Origin of the sequence: Chitinophaga sp. 22620 (assembly GCF_052044405.1) — a bacterium.
Taxonomy (GTDB): domain Bacteria; phylum Bacteroidota; class Bacteroidia; order Chitinophagales; family Chitinophagaceae; genus Chitinophaga.
Map to the genome: position 1 here is coordinate 510,693 of NZ_JBQEMV010000004.1, position 14,703 is coordinate 525,395.

Annotated in this window: 13 protein-coding genes; 3 read left to right on the plus strand and 10 right to left on the minus strand. The window is 54.0% G+C overall.

Going from position 1 to position 14,703, the window contains the following annotated elements:
- Nucleotides 1-20: 20 nt before the first annotated feature.
- The 5 genes from ACTJIK_RS21460 to purE all read right to left on the minus strand — a co-directional run bounded on the left by ACTJIK_RS21460 (nt 21) and on the right by purE (nt 3,237).
- Nucleotides 21-395, minus strand: a complete 375-nt coding sequence (locus ACTJIK_RS21460) for a TSUP family transporter (protein ID WP_440649592.1) — start codon at nt 393-395, stop codon at nt 21-23.
- A gap of 6 nt (nt 396-401) precedes the next feature.
- A complete protein-coding gene (locus ACTJIK_RS21465) occupies nt 402-947 on the minus strand; it encodes an inorganic diphosphatase (protein WP_440649593.1) in 546 nt (181 codons plus the stop codon).
- 207 nt (nt 948-1,154) lie between these two features.
- Nucleotides 1,155-1,511 (minus strand): hypothetical protein, encoded by a 357-nt coding sequence (locus tag ACTJIK_RS21470; protein WP_346320293.1) that lies wholly within the window; start codon nt 1,509-1,511, stop codon nt 1,155-1,157.
- A 194-nt stretch (nt 1,512-1,705) separates the two neighbouring features.
- On the minus strand, nt 1,706-2,689 hold the full coding sequence (locus ACTJIK_RS21475) for a PhoH family protein (protein WP_440649594.1): 984 nt from the start codon (nt 2,687-2,689) through the stop codon (nt 1,706-1,708).
- A 92-nt stretch (nt 2,690-2,781) separates the two neighbouring features.
- Nucleotides 2,782-3,237, minus strand: coding sequence for a 5-(carboxyamino)imidazole ribonucleotide mutase (gene purE, locus ACTJIK_RS21480; protein WP_440649595.1), 456 nt, complete (start codon nt 3,235-3,237; stop codon nt 2,782-2,784).
- Nucleotides 3,238-3,458: 221 nt separating this feature from the next.
- Between purE and ACTJIK_RS21485 the strand changes: the two genes are divergently transcribed.
- Nucleotides 3,459-6,068 (plus strand): PAS domain-containing protein, encoded by a 2,610-nt coding sequence (locus ACTJIK_RS21485; protein WP_440649596.1) that lies wholly within the window; start codon nt 3,459-3,461, stop codon nt 6,066-6,068.
- Nucleotides 6,069-6,075: 7 nt separating this feature from the next.
- Nucleotides 6,076-6,468 carry a response regulator gene (locus ACTJIK_RS21490; protein ID WP_440649597.1) on the plus strand — a complete coding sequence of 131 codons (393 nt, stop codon included), beginning with the start codon at nt 6,076-6,078 and terminating at the stop codon, nt 6,466-6,468.
- A gap of 82 nt (nt 6,469-6,550) precedes the next feature.
- Here ACTJIK_RS21490 and rpe read toward each other — a convergent pair whose 3' ends face one another.
- From rpe to thrA, 5 genes are read right to left on the minus strand one after another with little or no spacing between them, the layout of a single operon-like run.
- Entirely contained in the window at nt 6,551-7,213 is a 663-nt protein-coding gene (gene rpe / locus ACTJIK_RS21495) for a ribulose-phosphate 3-epimerase (protein WP_440649598.1), read from the minus strand.
- 27 nt (nt 7,214-7,240) lie between these two features.
- Nucleotides 7,241-8,047, minus strand: a complete 807-nt coding sequence (locus ACTJIK_RS21500; RefSeq protein WP_440649599.1) for a tetratricopeptide repeat protein — start codon at nt 8,045-8,047, stop codon at nt 7,241-7,243.
- Between the two features lie 21 nt (nt 8,048-8,068).
- Entirely contained in the window at nt 8,069-9,364 is a 1,296-nt protein-coding gene (gene thrC / locus ACTJIK_RS21505) for a threonine synthase (protein ID WP_440649600.1), read from the minus strand.
- 4 nt (nt 9,365-9,368) lie between these two features.
- Nucleotides 9,369-10,310: a homoserine kinase gene (locus ACTJIK_RS21510; RefSeq protein WP_440649601.1), complete on the minus strand. Its 942-nt coding sequence runs from the start codon at nt 10,308-10,310 to the stop codon at nt 9,369-9,371.
- Between the two features lie 8 nt (nt 10,311-10,318).
- Nucleotides 10,319-12,760 (minus strand): bifunctional aspartate kinase/homoserine dehydrogenase I, encoded by a 2,442-nt coding sequence (gene thrA / locus ACTJIK_RS21515; protein WP_440649602.1) that lies wholly within the window; start codon nt 12,758-12,760, stop codon nt 10,319-10,321.
- A 760-nt stretch (nt 12,761-13,520) separates the two neighbouring features.
- Here thrA and ACTJIK_RS21520 point away from each other — a divergent pair.
- Nucleotides 13,521-14,678, plus strand: coding sequence for a homogentisate 1,2-dioxygenase (locus ACTJIK_RS21520; RefSeq protein WP_440649603.1), 1,158 nt, complete (start codon nt 13,521-13,523; stop codon nt 14,676-14,678).
- Nucleotides 14,679-14,703 lie beyond the last annotated feature (25 nt).

Genomic DNA, 14,703 nt, shown 5'->3' on the forward strand with positions numbered 1-14,703 from the left:
TTTCAGATGAATGCCTTTATTCAGGCCTTATCAAAAAACAACATCTTCACCGCTACCGCGATCATAAACAGCGCGAACACCTTTTTTACCAGCGTTTCAGGGAGGGTCACTGCCAGCCTGCCGCCGATAAACCCACCTGCTACAAAGCCCAGGGCGATGAACAGGACCAGCTTGTAATCCACGAAGCCCTGCTTGTAATACTGGAGCACCGCCAGGAAACCTACGGGCAGCATCAGCATACCCAGCGAGGTGCCTTGCGCTTCGTGCTGGCTGAGGCCAAAGAAATACACCAGCGCGGGAATAAGGATGATGCCACCACCAATGCCCACCACGCCGGAGAAAATACCGGCCACAAGGCCCAGCAGGATCAAACCGAAGACGAGGGGTAACGGCATATGTGTTTAGTTTTGTTGTCCGAACGTTTTATTGTACAGGTCAAACGCGTCGTTGATGATCTGTTCTGCTTTCTCTTTGTTCTGGAATTCTTCCACTTTCACGGTCTTGTTCTCCAGCTTCTTGTATTCTTCGAAGAAGTGGCGGATCTCCTCCAGCAGGTGCGGGGGAAGCTCGCTGATATCGTTGATGTGGTTCACGCTCATATCGTGCGCGGCCACGGCAATGATCTTATCGTCCGCCTCGCCGCCGTCTATCATCTGCATCACGCCTATCACCTTCGCGTCTACGATGCATAGGGGCACGCAGTCGATCTGGGAGAGGATGAGGATGTCCAGCGGGTCATTATCGTCACAATATGTTTTAGGGATGAAGCCGTAATTGGCCGGGTAATATACGGAAGAGTACAGCACGCGGTCCAACTTCAGCAGGCCGCTTTCCTTATCCAGTTCGTATTTGGCGCGGGAGCCTTTCGGGATCTCAATAATTCCGGTTACTGTGTGGGGCACCTTATCGCCGGGGCTTACGCTGTGCCATGGATTCGTTGTCGTCATTCAATGATTCTTTTAAAAAATTAGTATGTGCGTCTAATGCCGGCAGGGGTTTTCTGCGGCCATTATGGCCTGAAACAGGTATCCCTGATACCCGGGCGGCCCGGTGGAGCGTTAAGCGTTCCAGGAGCCTGAATATCAGTGATCTGCCGGTTTGTGGGCGCAAAATTAAGGAACAAACCGCGAAATACTATAAAATAATGGAAGGAATCAGTGTGCTGTAGAAGAATCCGTTGTCTGCGGGGCCATTGAGTTCATATCCATGGTGCCGGGAGCTACGTAGGTAGGGAGGATGCTTTCAAGTGTCAGGGATATTTTCCATTGACCGCTTTCCTTTACCAGCTGCAGGGTTTCCTGCTGGCTGGCGGAAGAATTGAGGATGGTGACCGTTGCTTTATCTCCGTCTTCCTGGTGGTTCACTACTTCCAGCTTGGCATTTTTGATCTTTTCACGCTCGTTCTCATTGCGTTTCCCGTCAAAAATGGAGTAGAGCAGTATTACCTGTTGTGATTCTTTGGTAGCAAATTCTTTAGCGCGCTCGAAGTTGGATTCCTGTATGGCGTGCATAAATTCCAGGGCAACCTCCTGCGGTTCAGGTCTTTTTTTACAGCTAGTTAAAAATATTCCCGAGACACACATCAAATAAACAATTCGCCTGTAATAGCTCATGTGGTTGATAGGTTAAAGTTATAATGTCATTAACAAAATTAACAGGAATCATTCAATTGCGCAAACTACGATAAATGGCTGTTAAAACCGTGTTAATTGTCCACCCGTTTCTCAAAGCCATGCTCATCGCTTGCCGCGTCGTAAGCCTTGATGATGGCCTTCACCAGCCTGTGACGAACCACGTCTTCCTCATCCAGTTCTAGGTACCCGATGCCGTCTATATTACGGAGGATGCGGGTAGCCCTGCCAAGACCGCTCTTCTGGTTCTTGGGAAGGTCTATCTGGGTAAGGTCGCCCGTGATGATCGCCTTGGCGGAGGAACCGATACGGGTAAGGAACATTTTCATCTGCAGGTCCGTGGAGTTCTGCGCTTCATCGAGGAGGATAAAGGCATTGTCCAGCGTACGGCCGCGCATGTAGGCCAGGGGTGCGATCTCGATGATCCTGTTGGTCATGAAATAACTGAGCTTATCCGGCGGGATCATATCGTCCAGCGCATCGTACAGCGGGCGCAGGTATGGGTCGATCTTTTCCTTCAGGTCGCCGGGCAGGAAACCCAGGCTTTCCCCTGCTTCCACGGCAGGGCGGGTGAGGATGATCTTGCGTACCGCCTTGTTCTTCAGCGCTCTTACGGCGAGGGCTACAGCAGTATAGGTTTTCCCGGTACCCGCCGGGCCGATGGCAAACACGATGTCGTTCTTGTCTGCCAGCGCCACCATTTTCTTCTGGTTGGCGGTCTTAGCGCGGATCGTGCGCCCGTTGGGGCCGAATACCAGCACTTCGTTAGGGTTCCGGTCCTTAAAGTGATCGACGCCGGTGCCTTCCTCTTCGCCCAGTATCTGCTCGAAATAATTCTCGCTCAGGTGCCCGTTACGTTCAAGGTAGCTCACGATCTGCCCGATCTTTTCCTTCGCGGTGGCCACTTCTTCCGGCGCGCCGGATAGCTTGAGCTGTGTGCCGCGGCTAAGGATCTTCAATAAGGGGAACTTCTTTTTTAATAAGTCCAGCTTTCCGTTATTCACTCCGAAAAACTCAATGGGATTTACGCTGTCCAGGTTAATGATCGATTCTGTCAAGTGCGGTTCAATTTAGATGTCTGCATTTCGGATCTGGACTGGAAGAACAGGATGCGTAAGCCATGGGGCCTGCGCATCCTGCAATAACTGAGCTAGACCCGGTATCCGTTCTGTTTGAACGCTTCTACGCGTTCGGCTGTTTTTTTGTCGCTCAGGGCGATGATCCTTGCTGCCAGTACCGCCGCATTCCTTGCGCCTGCTTTACCTACCGCCAGGGTGCCTACCGGCAGCCCCGCGGGCATCTGCACAATGGAATACAGGGCGTCCACACCGCCGGGCAGGCCGCCTTCCAGGGGAACCCCCAGCACCGGGAGGGAAGTATACGCTGATACCACACCCGGCAAAGCAGCCGCCATGCCAGCTGCTGCAATAATCACACCATAACCCTGTGGCTGGGCATTGATGACTATTTCGCGCACCTTGTCCGGATTCCGGTGGGCCGATGCCACGATCATTTCACTTTCAATGCCAAAATACTGGAGATAATTCTGCGATTCCTGCATTACAGGCTTATCGCTTTCAGAGCCCATGATAATTAAAACTTTCATCCTGATGTTTGAATATTAATCTGCTATAGTTTAACGTAAAATCGGAACTATTGTTTCCTGCCCAAAGATATTTAAAAGTAAGGAGCCCACCGTAGAAACTCCCTGTGAATTTTTTGAAAACACGCGTAACTGCCTTTATCACATATTAATAGCATGAATTTGTATAATATAATCCCTACATTTGGCCCATCCCAACCGCCTATGCCAAATTGAACAATTCCATGAACATTGCCCTGCTGAGCCAGGTAGTGGAGGCACTGCCGGACCCCGTAGCGGTGTTTGACGCACAATTGCGGCTGGTTACCATGAATGGTGCCTTTATCGGGGAGACTGAAAAATACCTGGCTGTAACGCTCAAGGCAGGGGACAGTATGTTGCGCCTTTGTGATGCCGCTCCGCACATCAAAGACGACGCGATCGAGCACTGGCAGCGCGCCCTCAGCGGCGAACGCTTCAGCTACGTCGTGCCCTTCGGGCAGCCCCCCGTTCATTTCAAGATCAGCTACAGCCCCCTTTACAGCGATAACAACAATACGGTGCAGGTAATGATGGTGATCCGCAATGTGGAACAGGAAAGCGAAGCCCGCCGCAACGAACGTTTCTTCCGCAGCGTGCTGGAAAACCTGCCCGTAGGCCTTCAGGAATTTACGCCCGACGGCTGGCACCGCAATATGAACACCGCCCAAAAGCAGATACTCGGCGAAGACCACCCGGCCAACCACGAACCTTACAATGTGTTCAGCGACGACTTCAACCGTCTCAACGGCCTTGCCGCCCTGCTGAACGAAGTGAAGCACCGCAAAGGCCCCGTCAAAAAAGAAATGCTGCTGCAATACAGCGAACAGCATGACGGGAACGTGACCCGCATCCAGCCGCTGTATTACGACGTAACGGGCTTTCCCGTGCTGGACCTGGAAGGGAAGATCGCCTACCTGTTCATCATCCTCAGCGAGATCACGGAAAAGAAACTCGCCGTGCTCAGCCTCGAAAAAAGCGAGCGCCTGCTGCACACCATCGTGGAGCACCTGCCGGTGGGGTATATCCAGTTCGACAGCTTCGGGTTCATCCGCCGGGTGAACCAGACGCAGCGGCGCTTCTTTGCCGGCACCGGCCTGGAAGAACGGCCGGACGGCAACCTCGTCCAGGACCCCTTCGCCAAGCTCTTCGAACTCGACAAGCTTTTTATGCAGGTACTGCAGAAAGGCAAAATGCTCAGGCTGGAAAAGAAGCTGGAGTTCCAGGTGCACAGCAACGGCGGTAAAACCGACCGCGAAGTGTTCCTCGACCTTACCATGTTCCCGGTGGAAGACCCGGTGGATAAGGACCAGATCGTGGTGGCGCTGGTGAACGACATCACCGGGAAGAAACGCCAGGAGCTGGAGAACATCAAGACGCACGAGTTCCTCATACAAACCGGCGAGATCGGCAAGATCGGCGGCTGGGAGGTGGACATGACCACCCGGCAGATGCGCTGGGGCGCCCAGACCTATAAGATCCACGAACTGCCGCCTTTCACGCATATGACGTATGAAAAGTCCATGTCCTTTTTTACGGAAGACTCCCGCAGCCGGGTGGAGCTGGCGGTGAGCGCCTGCATGCAGCGGGGTAAGGCCTTCGACCTGCAGATCACCGTGCATACCGCGCGGAACAACGTGCTGCAATGCCGCATCATCGGCAAGCCCGAATACCGCAACGGCCGGATCGTGCGCATCTACGGCGTGATACAGGATGTGACCGAACAATTCAAGATACGCAACCAGCTGACGCGGAACGCTGAGCTGATGCGGCTTTTCTTTGACACGATAGACATGGGTTACGCCGTCATGGATAAAGAAGGCAAGGTGAACTTCATCAACCGGAAGGCGCAGGAGATCGTGGATCATGGGAAAGTGATCGGGCGGAATATCTTCGAAGTATTCCCCACCCTCGTGGGTTCCACCTTTCATGCCCGCGTTCAGCAGTGCATGGCCCTGCAGGCCCCGGTTTCCTTCTCCAACTACCTGCCGGCCACGGACAAGTGGTACGAGTTCCTGCTGGCCCCCATGCAGGACGGCAATATCTCCATCTTCACCCGCAATATTACCGACAGCAAAAAGATGCAGCGGGAACTGCGGAAGGCCAACGAGCAGCTTTCCTCGCTCAACAAATACCTCGTGAACCAGAACAAGCAGCTGGAAGACTTCGCGCACATTACCTCCCATAACCTGCGCGCGCCCATCGCCAACCTGAAGGCGCTGATGCAGATCATGAACGATACGGACGAAGAGCAGGAAAAAGCGCTGTACCGCGGCATGTTCCAGGAAGTGATCCGGAATATAGACGAAACGCTGAACGACCTCATTGAAGTAGTGCAGATCAGGAAAGATCTGAACGTGGAACGGGAACGGCTGGTGTTTTCCGAACGGCTGCAGAAGGTGAAGGATATCCTGTTCGTGGATATCGAGACCAGCGGTATAGAACTGATCACAGACTTCAGTGAAGCGCCGTACATTGAGTACCCGCGCATTTACCTGGACAGCATTTTGCAGAACCTGCTCACGAATGCGATCAAATACAGGGCGGCAGACCGGAGGCCGAGGCTCATGCTGCAAAGCCGGCTGGTAGACGGCGGGGTGATGCTCACGGCGGAAGATAACGGGATAGGGATAGACATGGAACGGTACGGAGCGAAACTTTTCGGGTTCAGGAAGACATTTCATAAGAACAAGGATGCCAAAGGAATAGGACTATTTATAACAAAGAGCCAGATCGAAGCGATGGGTGGAAGCATACACGCTGAGAGCCAGCCTGGCGCAGGAACCAAATTTATCATTACCTTCAGCCCCGAATAGCTAATCTATGGAGCCGCTACGATCGATCTTTATAGTAGACGATGATCCTATACACCAGCAGATCACCGAGATCATGCTGGATCGTTTACGTGTTACCAACGACGTAAAAAAATTCTCCGATGCGCAGGACGTACTGGATCACATCCGCCTGAACATTGCCGAGCCCGCTTCCCTGCCGGATATCATCCTGCTGGACCTGAACATGCCTGTGATGGACGGGTGGGAATTCCTGGAAGCCTTCTCCGTTTTACGCGGCACGCTGCCCAAGCCTGTGAAAGTTTATGTGCTGACTTCTTCCATCGACGAAAGGGACCGCCAGCGGGTGAGTAGTTTCGATTTTGTGGCGGGGTACCTCACCAAGCCGCTTACCAACGATATCATCCTGGGGCTGGCGCGTTAGGTGTTTTTCTACATGAAAATTCCAGGCAAGCCTTGCCTGGAAGTACGTTTTTTTGCTTTGAAATGTCCCACAGTGGCTGCGCTCAGGCATTATGCTTCAGCGCGCGGATCATTTCCACGGGGTCTTTCGCCGAGAACACGGTGTTGCCGGCCACCAGCACGTCCGCACCAGCTGCCACGATCGCTTCGCAATTATTCAGCGCTACGCCGCCATCCACTTCAATCAACGCTTCCGATCCCGAACGCGTGATCATTTCTTTCGCCTGCCTGATCTTTTCGTAGGTATGCTCAATAAAATGCTGGCCGCCGAAGCCGGGGTTCACGCTCATGATCAATACCACGTCAACCTCTGTAATGATATTTTCGAGCTGGCTCACGGAAGTGTGCGGGTTAAGGGCCACGCCCGCCTTCATGCCCAGGCCTTTGATCTGCTGGATGTTCCGGTGCAGGTGGCGGCAGGCCTCGATGTGAACGGTCAGTATTTCGGCGCCCGCCTTGGCAAAGGCTTCCGCATATTTCTCCGGCTCTTCGATCATCAGGTGCACATCGTTTATTTTGGTGCTCACTTTGGCAACAGCGGCTATCACCGGCAGGCCAAAGCTGATATTGGGCACAAAACGCCCGTCCATCACGTCCAGGTGAAGCCAGTCGGCCTCGCTGTGATTGATCATGTTCACGTCTTTTCCTATTTCCAGGAAATTGGCGGCCAGTAAGGAGGGAGCGATGAGCGGTGTTTTCTTTTCCAAGCGGGATGATTTTTAAAGATTACAAACCTACTGATTTTTAACGGAATCGAGGAGCTGCCTGGCTTCCGGGAAGTTCTTCCGGAAGGAGAGGGCTTTGGTGAGATCGTCTATACCGGCGGGCCTGTTGCCCAGTGTGAGCAGCGCGCGCCCGCGGAGGTAGAACGCATCGGCATTGGTAGGGTCTGCCTTGGCCGCCATATTATAATGCGGCAGGGCCTCTTTCCACTTCCCGTACCTCGACAATAAATTGCCCAGGCCAATGTAAGCCTGGCTGTACGCCGGGTCCAGCTGAAGGGCATACACATATTTCTGCCTGGCCTGCGCTTCTTTTCCCTGGAGGTTGTACACTTCGCCGGCGGCGTAACTGGCTTCCGCGGAAAGTGAATCTATCGATGAGGCGAGTGTGTATAATGAAAGCGCCCGGGGGTAGTCCTTTTTACCAAGAAGAAGGTCAGCCGTGAGCATCACGGCTTCATATTCGCTGCTGTCTTTTCTTATGCCGATGGCTTTGGTGAGATGTGAAATGGCGGCGGCAGTGTCTTTCCTGTTGAGGGACGTAAGGCCGTAAATGTAAAGGGCGTTGGGAAGAGTGGCCGGGTGCTTTTCGAGAACGGCGGCCTGGCTGTCTGCCGCATTGTAATTCCCCTGCTGGATGAGGGCGTTGGCGAGGTAGATACGGGTGGCGGCGTCTCCTGGTCTTATCTGCAGATCCTTCCGCATATTGTCTATTGCCACGCTGATGGAATCTGTTACCGCCGGTGTTTTCTGCTCCGTGCCGCTTTGCTGGCAGGCGGCAAAAAACACCGGTATGCATAACACATATAAAAGTTTCATAGTCCCAAACATAGGGAATTTTTATTGCATCAGCCAGGCCTTCATGTCCGCGTAATCGGCGTCCATCAGCACGGACTCTTTGCGGTGGCCGTTCATTTGCTGCACGCGTTCAGGCACGGCAATGGCTTCCTGCAATTCCTGCGGCATGGTGTTGGCAAACTTCACCGGGTGGGCTGTTTCAAGGAAAATGCCGGTTGCGCCGGGATGCTGCTGCAAATATTTTTTCAATCCAAGATACCCTACGGCCCCGTGCGGGTCCATCAGGTACTGGTGGTCTTTATACACCTTTTTCATGGCGGCCACGGTCTCTTCGTCCGTGAAACGGTAAGCGGAGAGAGAGGCTTTCAGCGCCCTTTCGTTTTGCGAAAAAAGCTGGAGGATGCGCACAAAATTGCTCGGGTCCGCCACGTCCATCGCGTTAGAAAGCGTGGGAACGGCGTTGTGCGGCTCGTATTTCCCGTTCGTCATGAAGCGGGGCACGGTATCGTTCACGTTCGTGGAAGCCACAAAATGCTGTATGGGCAGGCCCATGGCGGCGGCCATCATACCGGAGCAGATGTTGCCGAAGTTGCCGCTGGGTACGGATATCACGGTTTCCCGGTTCCATTGTTTGGTTTTGCGGTAGGCCATGAAATAGTAGAACATCTGCGGCAGCCAGCGGGCTACGTTGATGGAGTTGGCGGAGGTGAGCGGGCGGTGTGCCTGCAATTCGCCGTCGAGGAAGGCGGTCTTTACCATGCGCTGGCAATCGTCGAACGTGCCTTTGATCTCCAGTGCGCGGATGTTGCGGCCCAGGGTGGTGAGCTGTTTTTCCTGGAGGTCGCTCACTTTGCCGGAAGGGTAGAGGATGACCACTTCCACGCCCGGCACATCGTAAAAACCATGGGCCACGGCCCCGCCGGTATCGCCGGAAGTGGCTACCAGCACGGTAACGGGCTGCTCCGCCGATCGCCTGAAATAACCCAGGCAGCCGGCCATGAATTTGGCGCCCACGTCCTTGAACGCAAGGGTTGGGCCGTGGAATAACTCCAGCGCATATACGTTTTCTTCCACTTCGCGCAGCGGGAAGGGAAAGGTGAGGGTTTCGCGGATGATCTGCGTGAGGTACTGCACGGGTATATCGTTGCCCACGAAAGGCTGTATCACTTTACGGGCAATGTATTGCGGGTCGTATTCGTCAAGCCGCTCTATGAAATCCTTGTCCAGCCTGGGTATTTCCGAAGGGAAATAAAGTCCTTTGTCCGGCGCCAGGCCCTGTATCACTGCTTCCCTGAAGGAGGCGCGGTGCTGGTGGTTCTGTAAGCTATAGTATTGCATGGAATTAAATGTTTATGGCTTTAACGCCTGAGTGGCCGATGCGGGACACGTGGATGTGGTAATCCACGCCCAGCGGCGCGTAAATGGTTTCCATCATGGCGGCCACGGCCCTGGCGTTGGCTTCGCCTTTGCTGAGCATGAACACGGACGGGCCGCTGCCGGAAATGCCTCCGCCGAGGGCGCCTGCTTCTTTGCAGCGTATTTTCAGGTCGTGGAAGGCGGGGATGAGGATGGAACGGATAGGCTCCACGATAACGTCTTCCAGCGCGCGGCTGATGAGGCCGTAGTCTTCTGTATAAAGTCCGGCTACCAGCGCGCCCACGTTGCCCCACTGCCGGATGGCGTCTTTGAGCAGCACCTGTTGTTTGAGGATTCCCCTGGCGTCCGCCGTCTTTACTTCGATCTGCGGGTGGATCACGGTTACCCAGAGGTCCTGCGGGGTATGCAGCCTGATCACGTCCAGCGGCTGGTAGCTGCGCACGAGCGTGAAACCGCCGAGGATGGCGGGCGCCACATTGTCTGCATGCGGCGTGCCGCAGGCCAGCCGTTCGCCTTCCATGGCAAAACGGATCAGCGCTTCAGGGGAGAAGGGATTACCCAGCAACATATTGCCGCCTACCACTGCGCCTGCCGCGCTGGCTGCACTGGACCCGATGCCGCTGCCGGGGTGGATATTCTTTTTGATGGAAATCTCTATGCCGGTGCCCGGTTTGCCGTATTCCTGCAAAAGGGCCATCAGCGCTACGCCGGCCACGTTCTGGGAAGCTTCCAGCGGCAGGTCGGCTCCTTCGATGGAAGTAATGCGCACGCCGGGCTTATCGCTCAGCCACAGTTCCATTTCGTCGCCGGTGCCTTCCAGGGCAAGGCCTATCACGTCGAAGCCGCAGGCCACGTTGGCAACGGTGGCGGGGGAAAATATCTTTATTTTATTGTTTGCTTGGCTCATATCTTAAATTATCGAACGGTTCTGATGATGTCTGCAAATATGCCGGAAGCGGTTACGTCCGCCCCCGCGCCTGCTCCCTTCACGATCAGCGGCTGCGCGGAATAACGGCTGGTGGTGAACAGCACGATGTTGTCCTTGCCTTCCAGCTGGTAAAAAGGGTGCTGCGGGCTCACGGACTGCAGGCCGACCGACGCTTTGCCGTTATGGTAACGGGCCACGAACTTGAGGCGCTCACCTTTGTCCGCGGCGGATCTCAGCAGCTGCTGAAAATGCGCGGCGTGTACGTCGAGCTGTTCGTAGAATGCGGGCACGTCTTTGGCATGGAGGCATTCCGCGGGCAGGAAGGAATGATTCTCGATGTCTTCCATTTCCAGCACTGCGCCGCTTTCCCGCGCCAGTATGAGTATTTTCCGCATCACGTCTTTGCCGCTCAGGTCTATACGCGGATCGGGCTCGGTGTAACCTTCATCCTGCGCGGCTTTTACCACCTGCCTGAAATTGGCGCCGTTCACGAAATTGTTGAATATGAAGTTGAGGCTGCCGCTCAGCACCGCTTCGATGGTTTGCACTTTATCGCCGCTGCGCACCATGTCGTTCAGCGTGTTTATTACCGGTAAACCCGCTCCCACGTTGGTTTCGAAAAGGAAAGAAGCGTTGAACTTACGGGCAAGGTCTTTCAGCTTTTTATACTCCGCATGGGCGGAAGAGCAGGCGATCTTATTACAGGTCACCACTGAAATGCCGTTGCGCAGGAAATTACTGTACATGCCTGCAACGGCATCGCTGGCGGTATTGTCTACGAACACGCTGTTGCGCAGGTTCATGTCCAGGATATGTTTGGCGAACAGCTCCTGGTCCATTTCGTGGCCTGCTTCCAGTTCATCTTTCCATTTGCCGAGGGAAAGCCCGCTTTCGGAAAAACGCATTTTGCGGCTGTTGCCCAGCGCAATGATGCGCACCTGCAGGCCCAGCTCGCGAAGCAGGTATTCCTGCTGCAGCTGCAGCTGCTCCAGCAGCTTGCCGCCCACGTTGCCGGTGCCGGCCACGAACACGTTCACCTGCTTGGTCTCCGATTCAAAGAACGCTTCGTGTATCACGTTCAGCGCCTTTTTTACGTCCGCTTTGTTGATCACGGCGGAGATATTTTTTTCCGTAGAGCCCTGCGCGATAGCCCGCACGTTGATGGCGTTGCGCCCCAGCGCGCCGAACAGCTTGCCGCTCATGCCATGGTGGTTCTTCATATTGTCGCCCACCACGGCCACGATGCAAAGGTCTTTTTCAACGATCAGCGGCTCGATGCGCTTGTCGTGTATTTCCTGGACAAACTCACTGTCTACCGCGGCTTTGGCGCTGAGCATGTCGTTTTCGAGGATGCCTACGGTAATGGAGTGTTCCGAGGAGCTTTGGGTGATGAGTATCACGTTCACCTTTTCGCGCAGCAGCGCGTCGAACAGGCGTTTGGAAAAGCCGGGGATGCCCACCATACCGCTGCCTTCGAGGGTGAGCAGGGCAATTTTCTGGATACCGGAAATGCCGGTAACGGGGAAGGGTTTTTCGCCGTTGTCCTGTATGAGCGTGCCGTAATCATCAGGCGCAAAGGTATTTTTGATCCAGATGGGAATGCGGCGGTTCATCACCGGCTGGATGGTGGGCGGGTAGATCACTTTGGCGCCGAAGTGGGACAGCTCCATGGCTTCTTCATAAGAAATGCGCGGGATGGCGATGGCCTGCGGCACGAGGCGCGGGTCGGCGGTCATCATACCGCTCACGTCCGTCCAGATCTCCAGCACGCTGGCGTCCATGGCGGCTGCGATAATGGCGGCGGTGTAATCGGAGCCGCCGCGGCCCAGGGTGGTAGTATCTTTGTCTGCATTGGAGGCGATGAAGCCGGGCAGCACGATATAATTTGCGCTTTGGTGCTGGAAGAACGCGGTGACCTGGTGATCGGTCACGTCGAAGTCTACGAGGGCATGGCCGTGCTGTGCGTCGGTGAAAATGAGGTCGCGGCTGTCTTTCCAGGCGGCGTTTAAGCCCATATGTTTCAGTTTTTCCGCTACCATCCAGGAGGAGAGGAGTTCGCCGAAGCTCATGATCTTATCCTGGCAGCGTTTGCTAAGCTCGCCTACCTGGAAGATGCCATCGCAGAGGGCTTCCAGCTGGTTGAGCTGTTTCTTCACCTCGCTGAGGAGGCTGCTTTGTACGGTGATGGGGAATAACGCGCGGATGGTATCGAGGTGTTTGAGCTCTATTTCCTGGAGCACGGATTTGTATTGTTCCTGGCATTGCCCGGCCAGCTGGCCGCATTGGATGAGCTTATCCGTGATGCCGCTCATGGCGCTCACGACGATGGCCATGTTGCCTTTACGTTTGTATTGCGCTACGATACTGCAAACCTGCTCGATGGCTGCGGTACTGCCTACGGAAGTGCCGCCGAATTTTAAAACTTGCATGAAAAGGAAGTGTTGAATGGATATAAAAGGGATGTTCCCTGCTTTGCGGTGTGCCAGTATTACCTGGCCGGTGGACGATATGAAAAATTAACCCCGCGATGGGGTTGTGGTGGTTGTGATGGTAATAATAGTGCCGTACACGCCGGAGGAGAGTGGAGCAGTACGGATTATATGTGAGTTGAATAAATACACTATTATTTTATGACTTTAGTATTACAAAGATTGGGAATTAAAAGTGAAAATACAAAGGGGTTGGAGAAAATTTAGAAAACGTTTAAATGCGGAAAGGTATCTGAATTCCTTAGTGTTTTGTCTTAATAATCGCTGCTGTGGCTGTTGTATGAGATCGGGAAAGGCGGTTGAACTGGTGGGTGGGCTTTAAATGCTATTACAATTTTGTGACAATGAGTGTTATTTGAGCGTGTTAGCCAGAAGGCTCAATATAACGCTAAGGTTGAAGGAAATAACGAAGTCCGTTACCAGGTAAATCGCAATAATTCGCGAATACCCGTGGTAATTGGTAATGCCTGCTGCATTAAATTAATTTCCCCCGTATCTGAAAATACCATAATTTAGGCCCATCAATCTCATGCACAGTTCGCTTACATACAAAAACCAGTGCAATTACTGCTTCCTCATGGCCACGCTCGCCATGGATTCGGCGTTATAATCTCCCGCTTTACCGGCCAGCCTTTAGGCTAGATCCTGATTTTGTCATCTGAATGGCCGGATACTTGTTATTTATTTAATAAACCCAAATATGCCTCATTATCACACATTAGGGCAGATTCCGCATAAACGGCATACACAGTTCCGTAAGCCGGATGGTAAGTTGTACTCGGAACAGCTTTTTTCCACGGAAGGTTTTTCTTCCCACTATTCCCTGCTGTACCATTGCCATCCGCCCACCGAGATCATCAAAGTGGATGAGCCTTACAGCGTGGCGCCTTCCGTTGCGGAAGAAAAAATGCTGAAACACCGCAGCTTCCAGGGCTTCAACATCCAGCCGGAAACGGATTACCTGAAAAGCCGCAAGCCCGTGCTGGTAAACGCTGACTGCCATCTTTCCCTGGCTGCGCCGCAGCAAAGCACCAAAGATTATTTCTATAAGAACGCCGATGCGGACGAGCTGCTTTTCATACACGAAGGCAGCGGCATCCTGCACACCCAGTACGGGCAGCTGCAATTCGGCTACGGCGACTATATCGTAATACCGAGAGGCACCATCTACCAGGTGGAATTCTCCAACCGGGAAAACCGCCTGTTTATCGTGGAGTCCTTCAGCCCGCTGCGTTTCCCGAAAAGGTACCTCAGCCCTTACGGCCAGCTGCTCGAAAACTCGCCCTTCTGCGAGCGGGACATCCGGCAGCCGCAAAACCTTGAAACCATCGACCAGGCGGGAGATTTCACCATACTCGTGAAAAAGAAAGGCATCATGTATCCCATCCATTACGGCCATCACCCGTTCGATGTGGTGGGCTGGGATGGCTGCGAATATCCCTTTGCGCTGTCTATCCACGACTTCGAGCCCATCACCGGCCGCGTGCACCAGCCGCCACCCGTGCATCAAACCTTCGAAGGGCACAATTTCGTGGTATGCTCCTTCTGCCCGCGCATGTTCGACTACCACCCGCTGGCCGTGCCCGCGCCTTACAATCACAGCAATATAGACAGCGATGAAGTGCTGTATTACGTGGATGGCGACTTCATGAGCCGCAAGCACGTTACCCGCGGCATGATCACCCTTCACCCCGCAGGCATCCCGCACGGGCCGCATCCCGGGGCGGTGGAGAAAAGCCTCGGCGCAAAGGAAACGAAAGAGCTGGCGGTGATGGTGGACACGTTCCATCCCCTGCAGATCACGAAAGAAGCGTTGAACATAGAAGACCAGCAATATGTAATGAGCTGGGCGGAATAAAATTCCCGGTATTATTTTTAGGGAA

Coding starts and splice junctions, on each gene's coding strand:
- ACTJIK_RS21485 (WP_440649596.1), top strand. CDS start 3,459: ATGAACATTGCCCTGCTGAGCCAGGTAGTGGAGGCACTGCCGGACCCC.
- thrC (WP_440649600.1), bottom strand. CDS start 9,364: ATGCAATACTATAGCTTACAGAACCACCAGCACCGCGCCTCCTTCAGG.
- ACTJIK_RS21470 (WP_346320293.1), bottom strand. CDS start 1,511: ATGCACGCCATACAGGAATCCAACTTCGAGCGCGCTAAAGAATTTGCT.
- ACTJIK_RS21460 (WP_440649592.1), bottom strand. CDS start 395: ATGCCGTTACCCCTCGTCTTCGGTTTGATCCTGCTGGGCCTTGTGGCC.
- purE (WP_440649595.1), bottom strand. CDS start 3,237: ATGAAAGTTTTAATTATCATGGGCTCTGAAAGCGATAAGCCTGTAATG.
- ACTJIK_RS21500 (WP_440649599.1), bottom strand. CDS start 8,047: ATGAAACTTTTATATGTGTTATGCATACCGGTGTTTTTTGCCGCCTGC.
- thrA (WP_440649602.1), bottom strand. CDS start 12,760: ATGCAAGTTTTAAAATTCGGCGGCACTTCCGTAGGCAGTACCGCAGCC.
- ACTJIK_RS21490 (WP_440649597.1), top strand. CDS start 6,076: ATGGAGCCGCTACGATCGATCTTTATAGTAGACGATGATCCTATACAC.
- ACTJIK_RS21510 (WP_440649601.1), bottom strand. CDS start 10,310: ATGAGCCAAGCAAACAATAAAATAAAGATATTTTCCCCCGCCACCGTT.
- ACTJIK_RS21465 (WP_440649593.1), bottom strand. CDS start 947: ATGACGACAACGAATCCATGGCACAGCGTAAGCCCCGGCGATAAGGTG.
- ACTJIK_RS21520 (WP_440649603.1), top strand. CDS start 13,521: ATGCCTCATTATCACACATTAGGGCAGATTCCGCATAAACGGCATACA.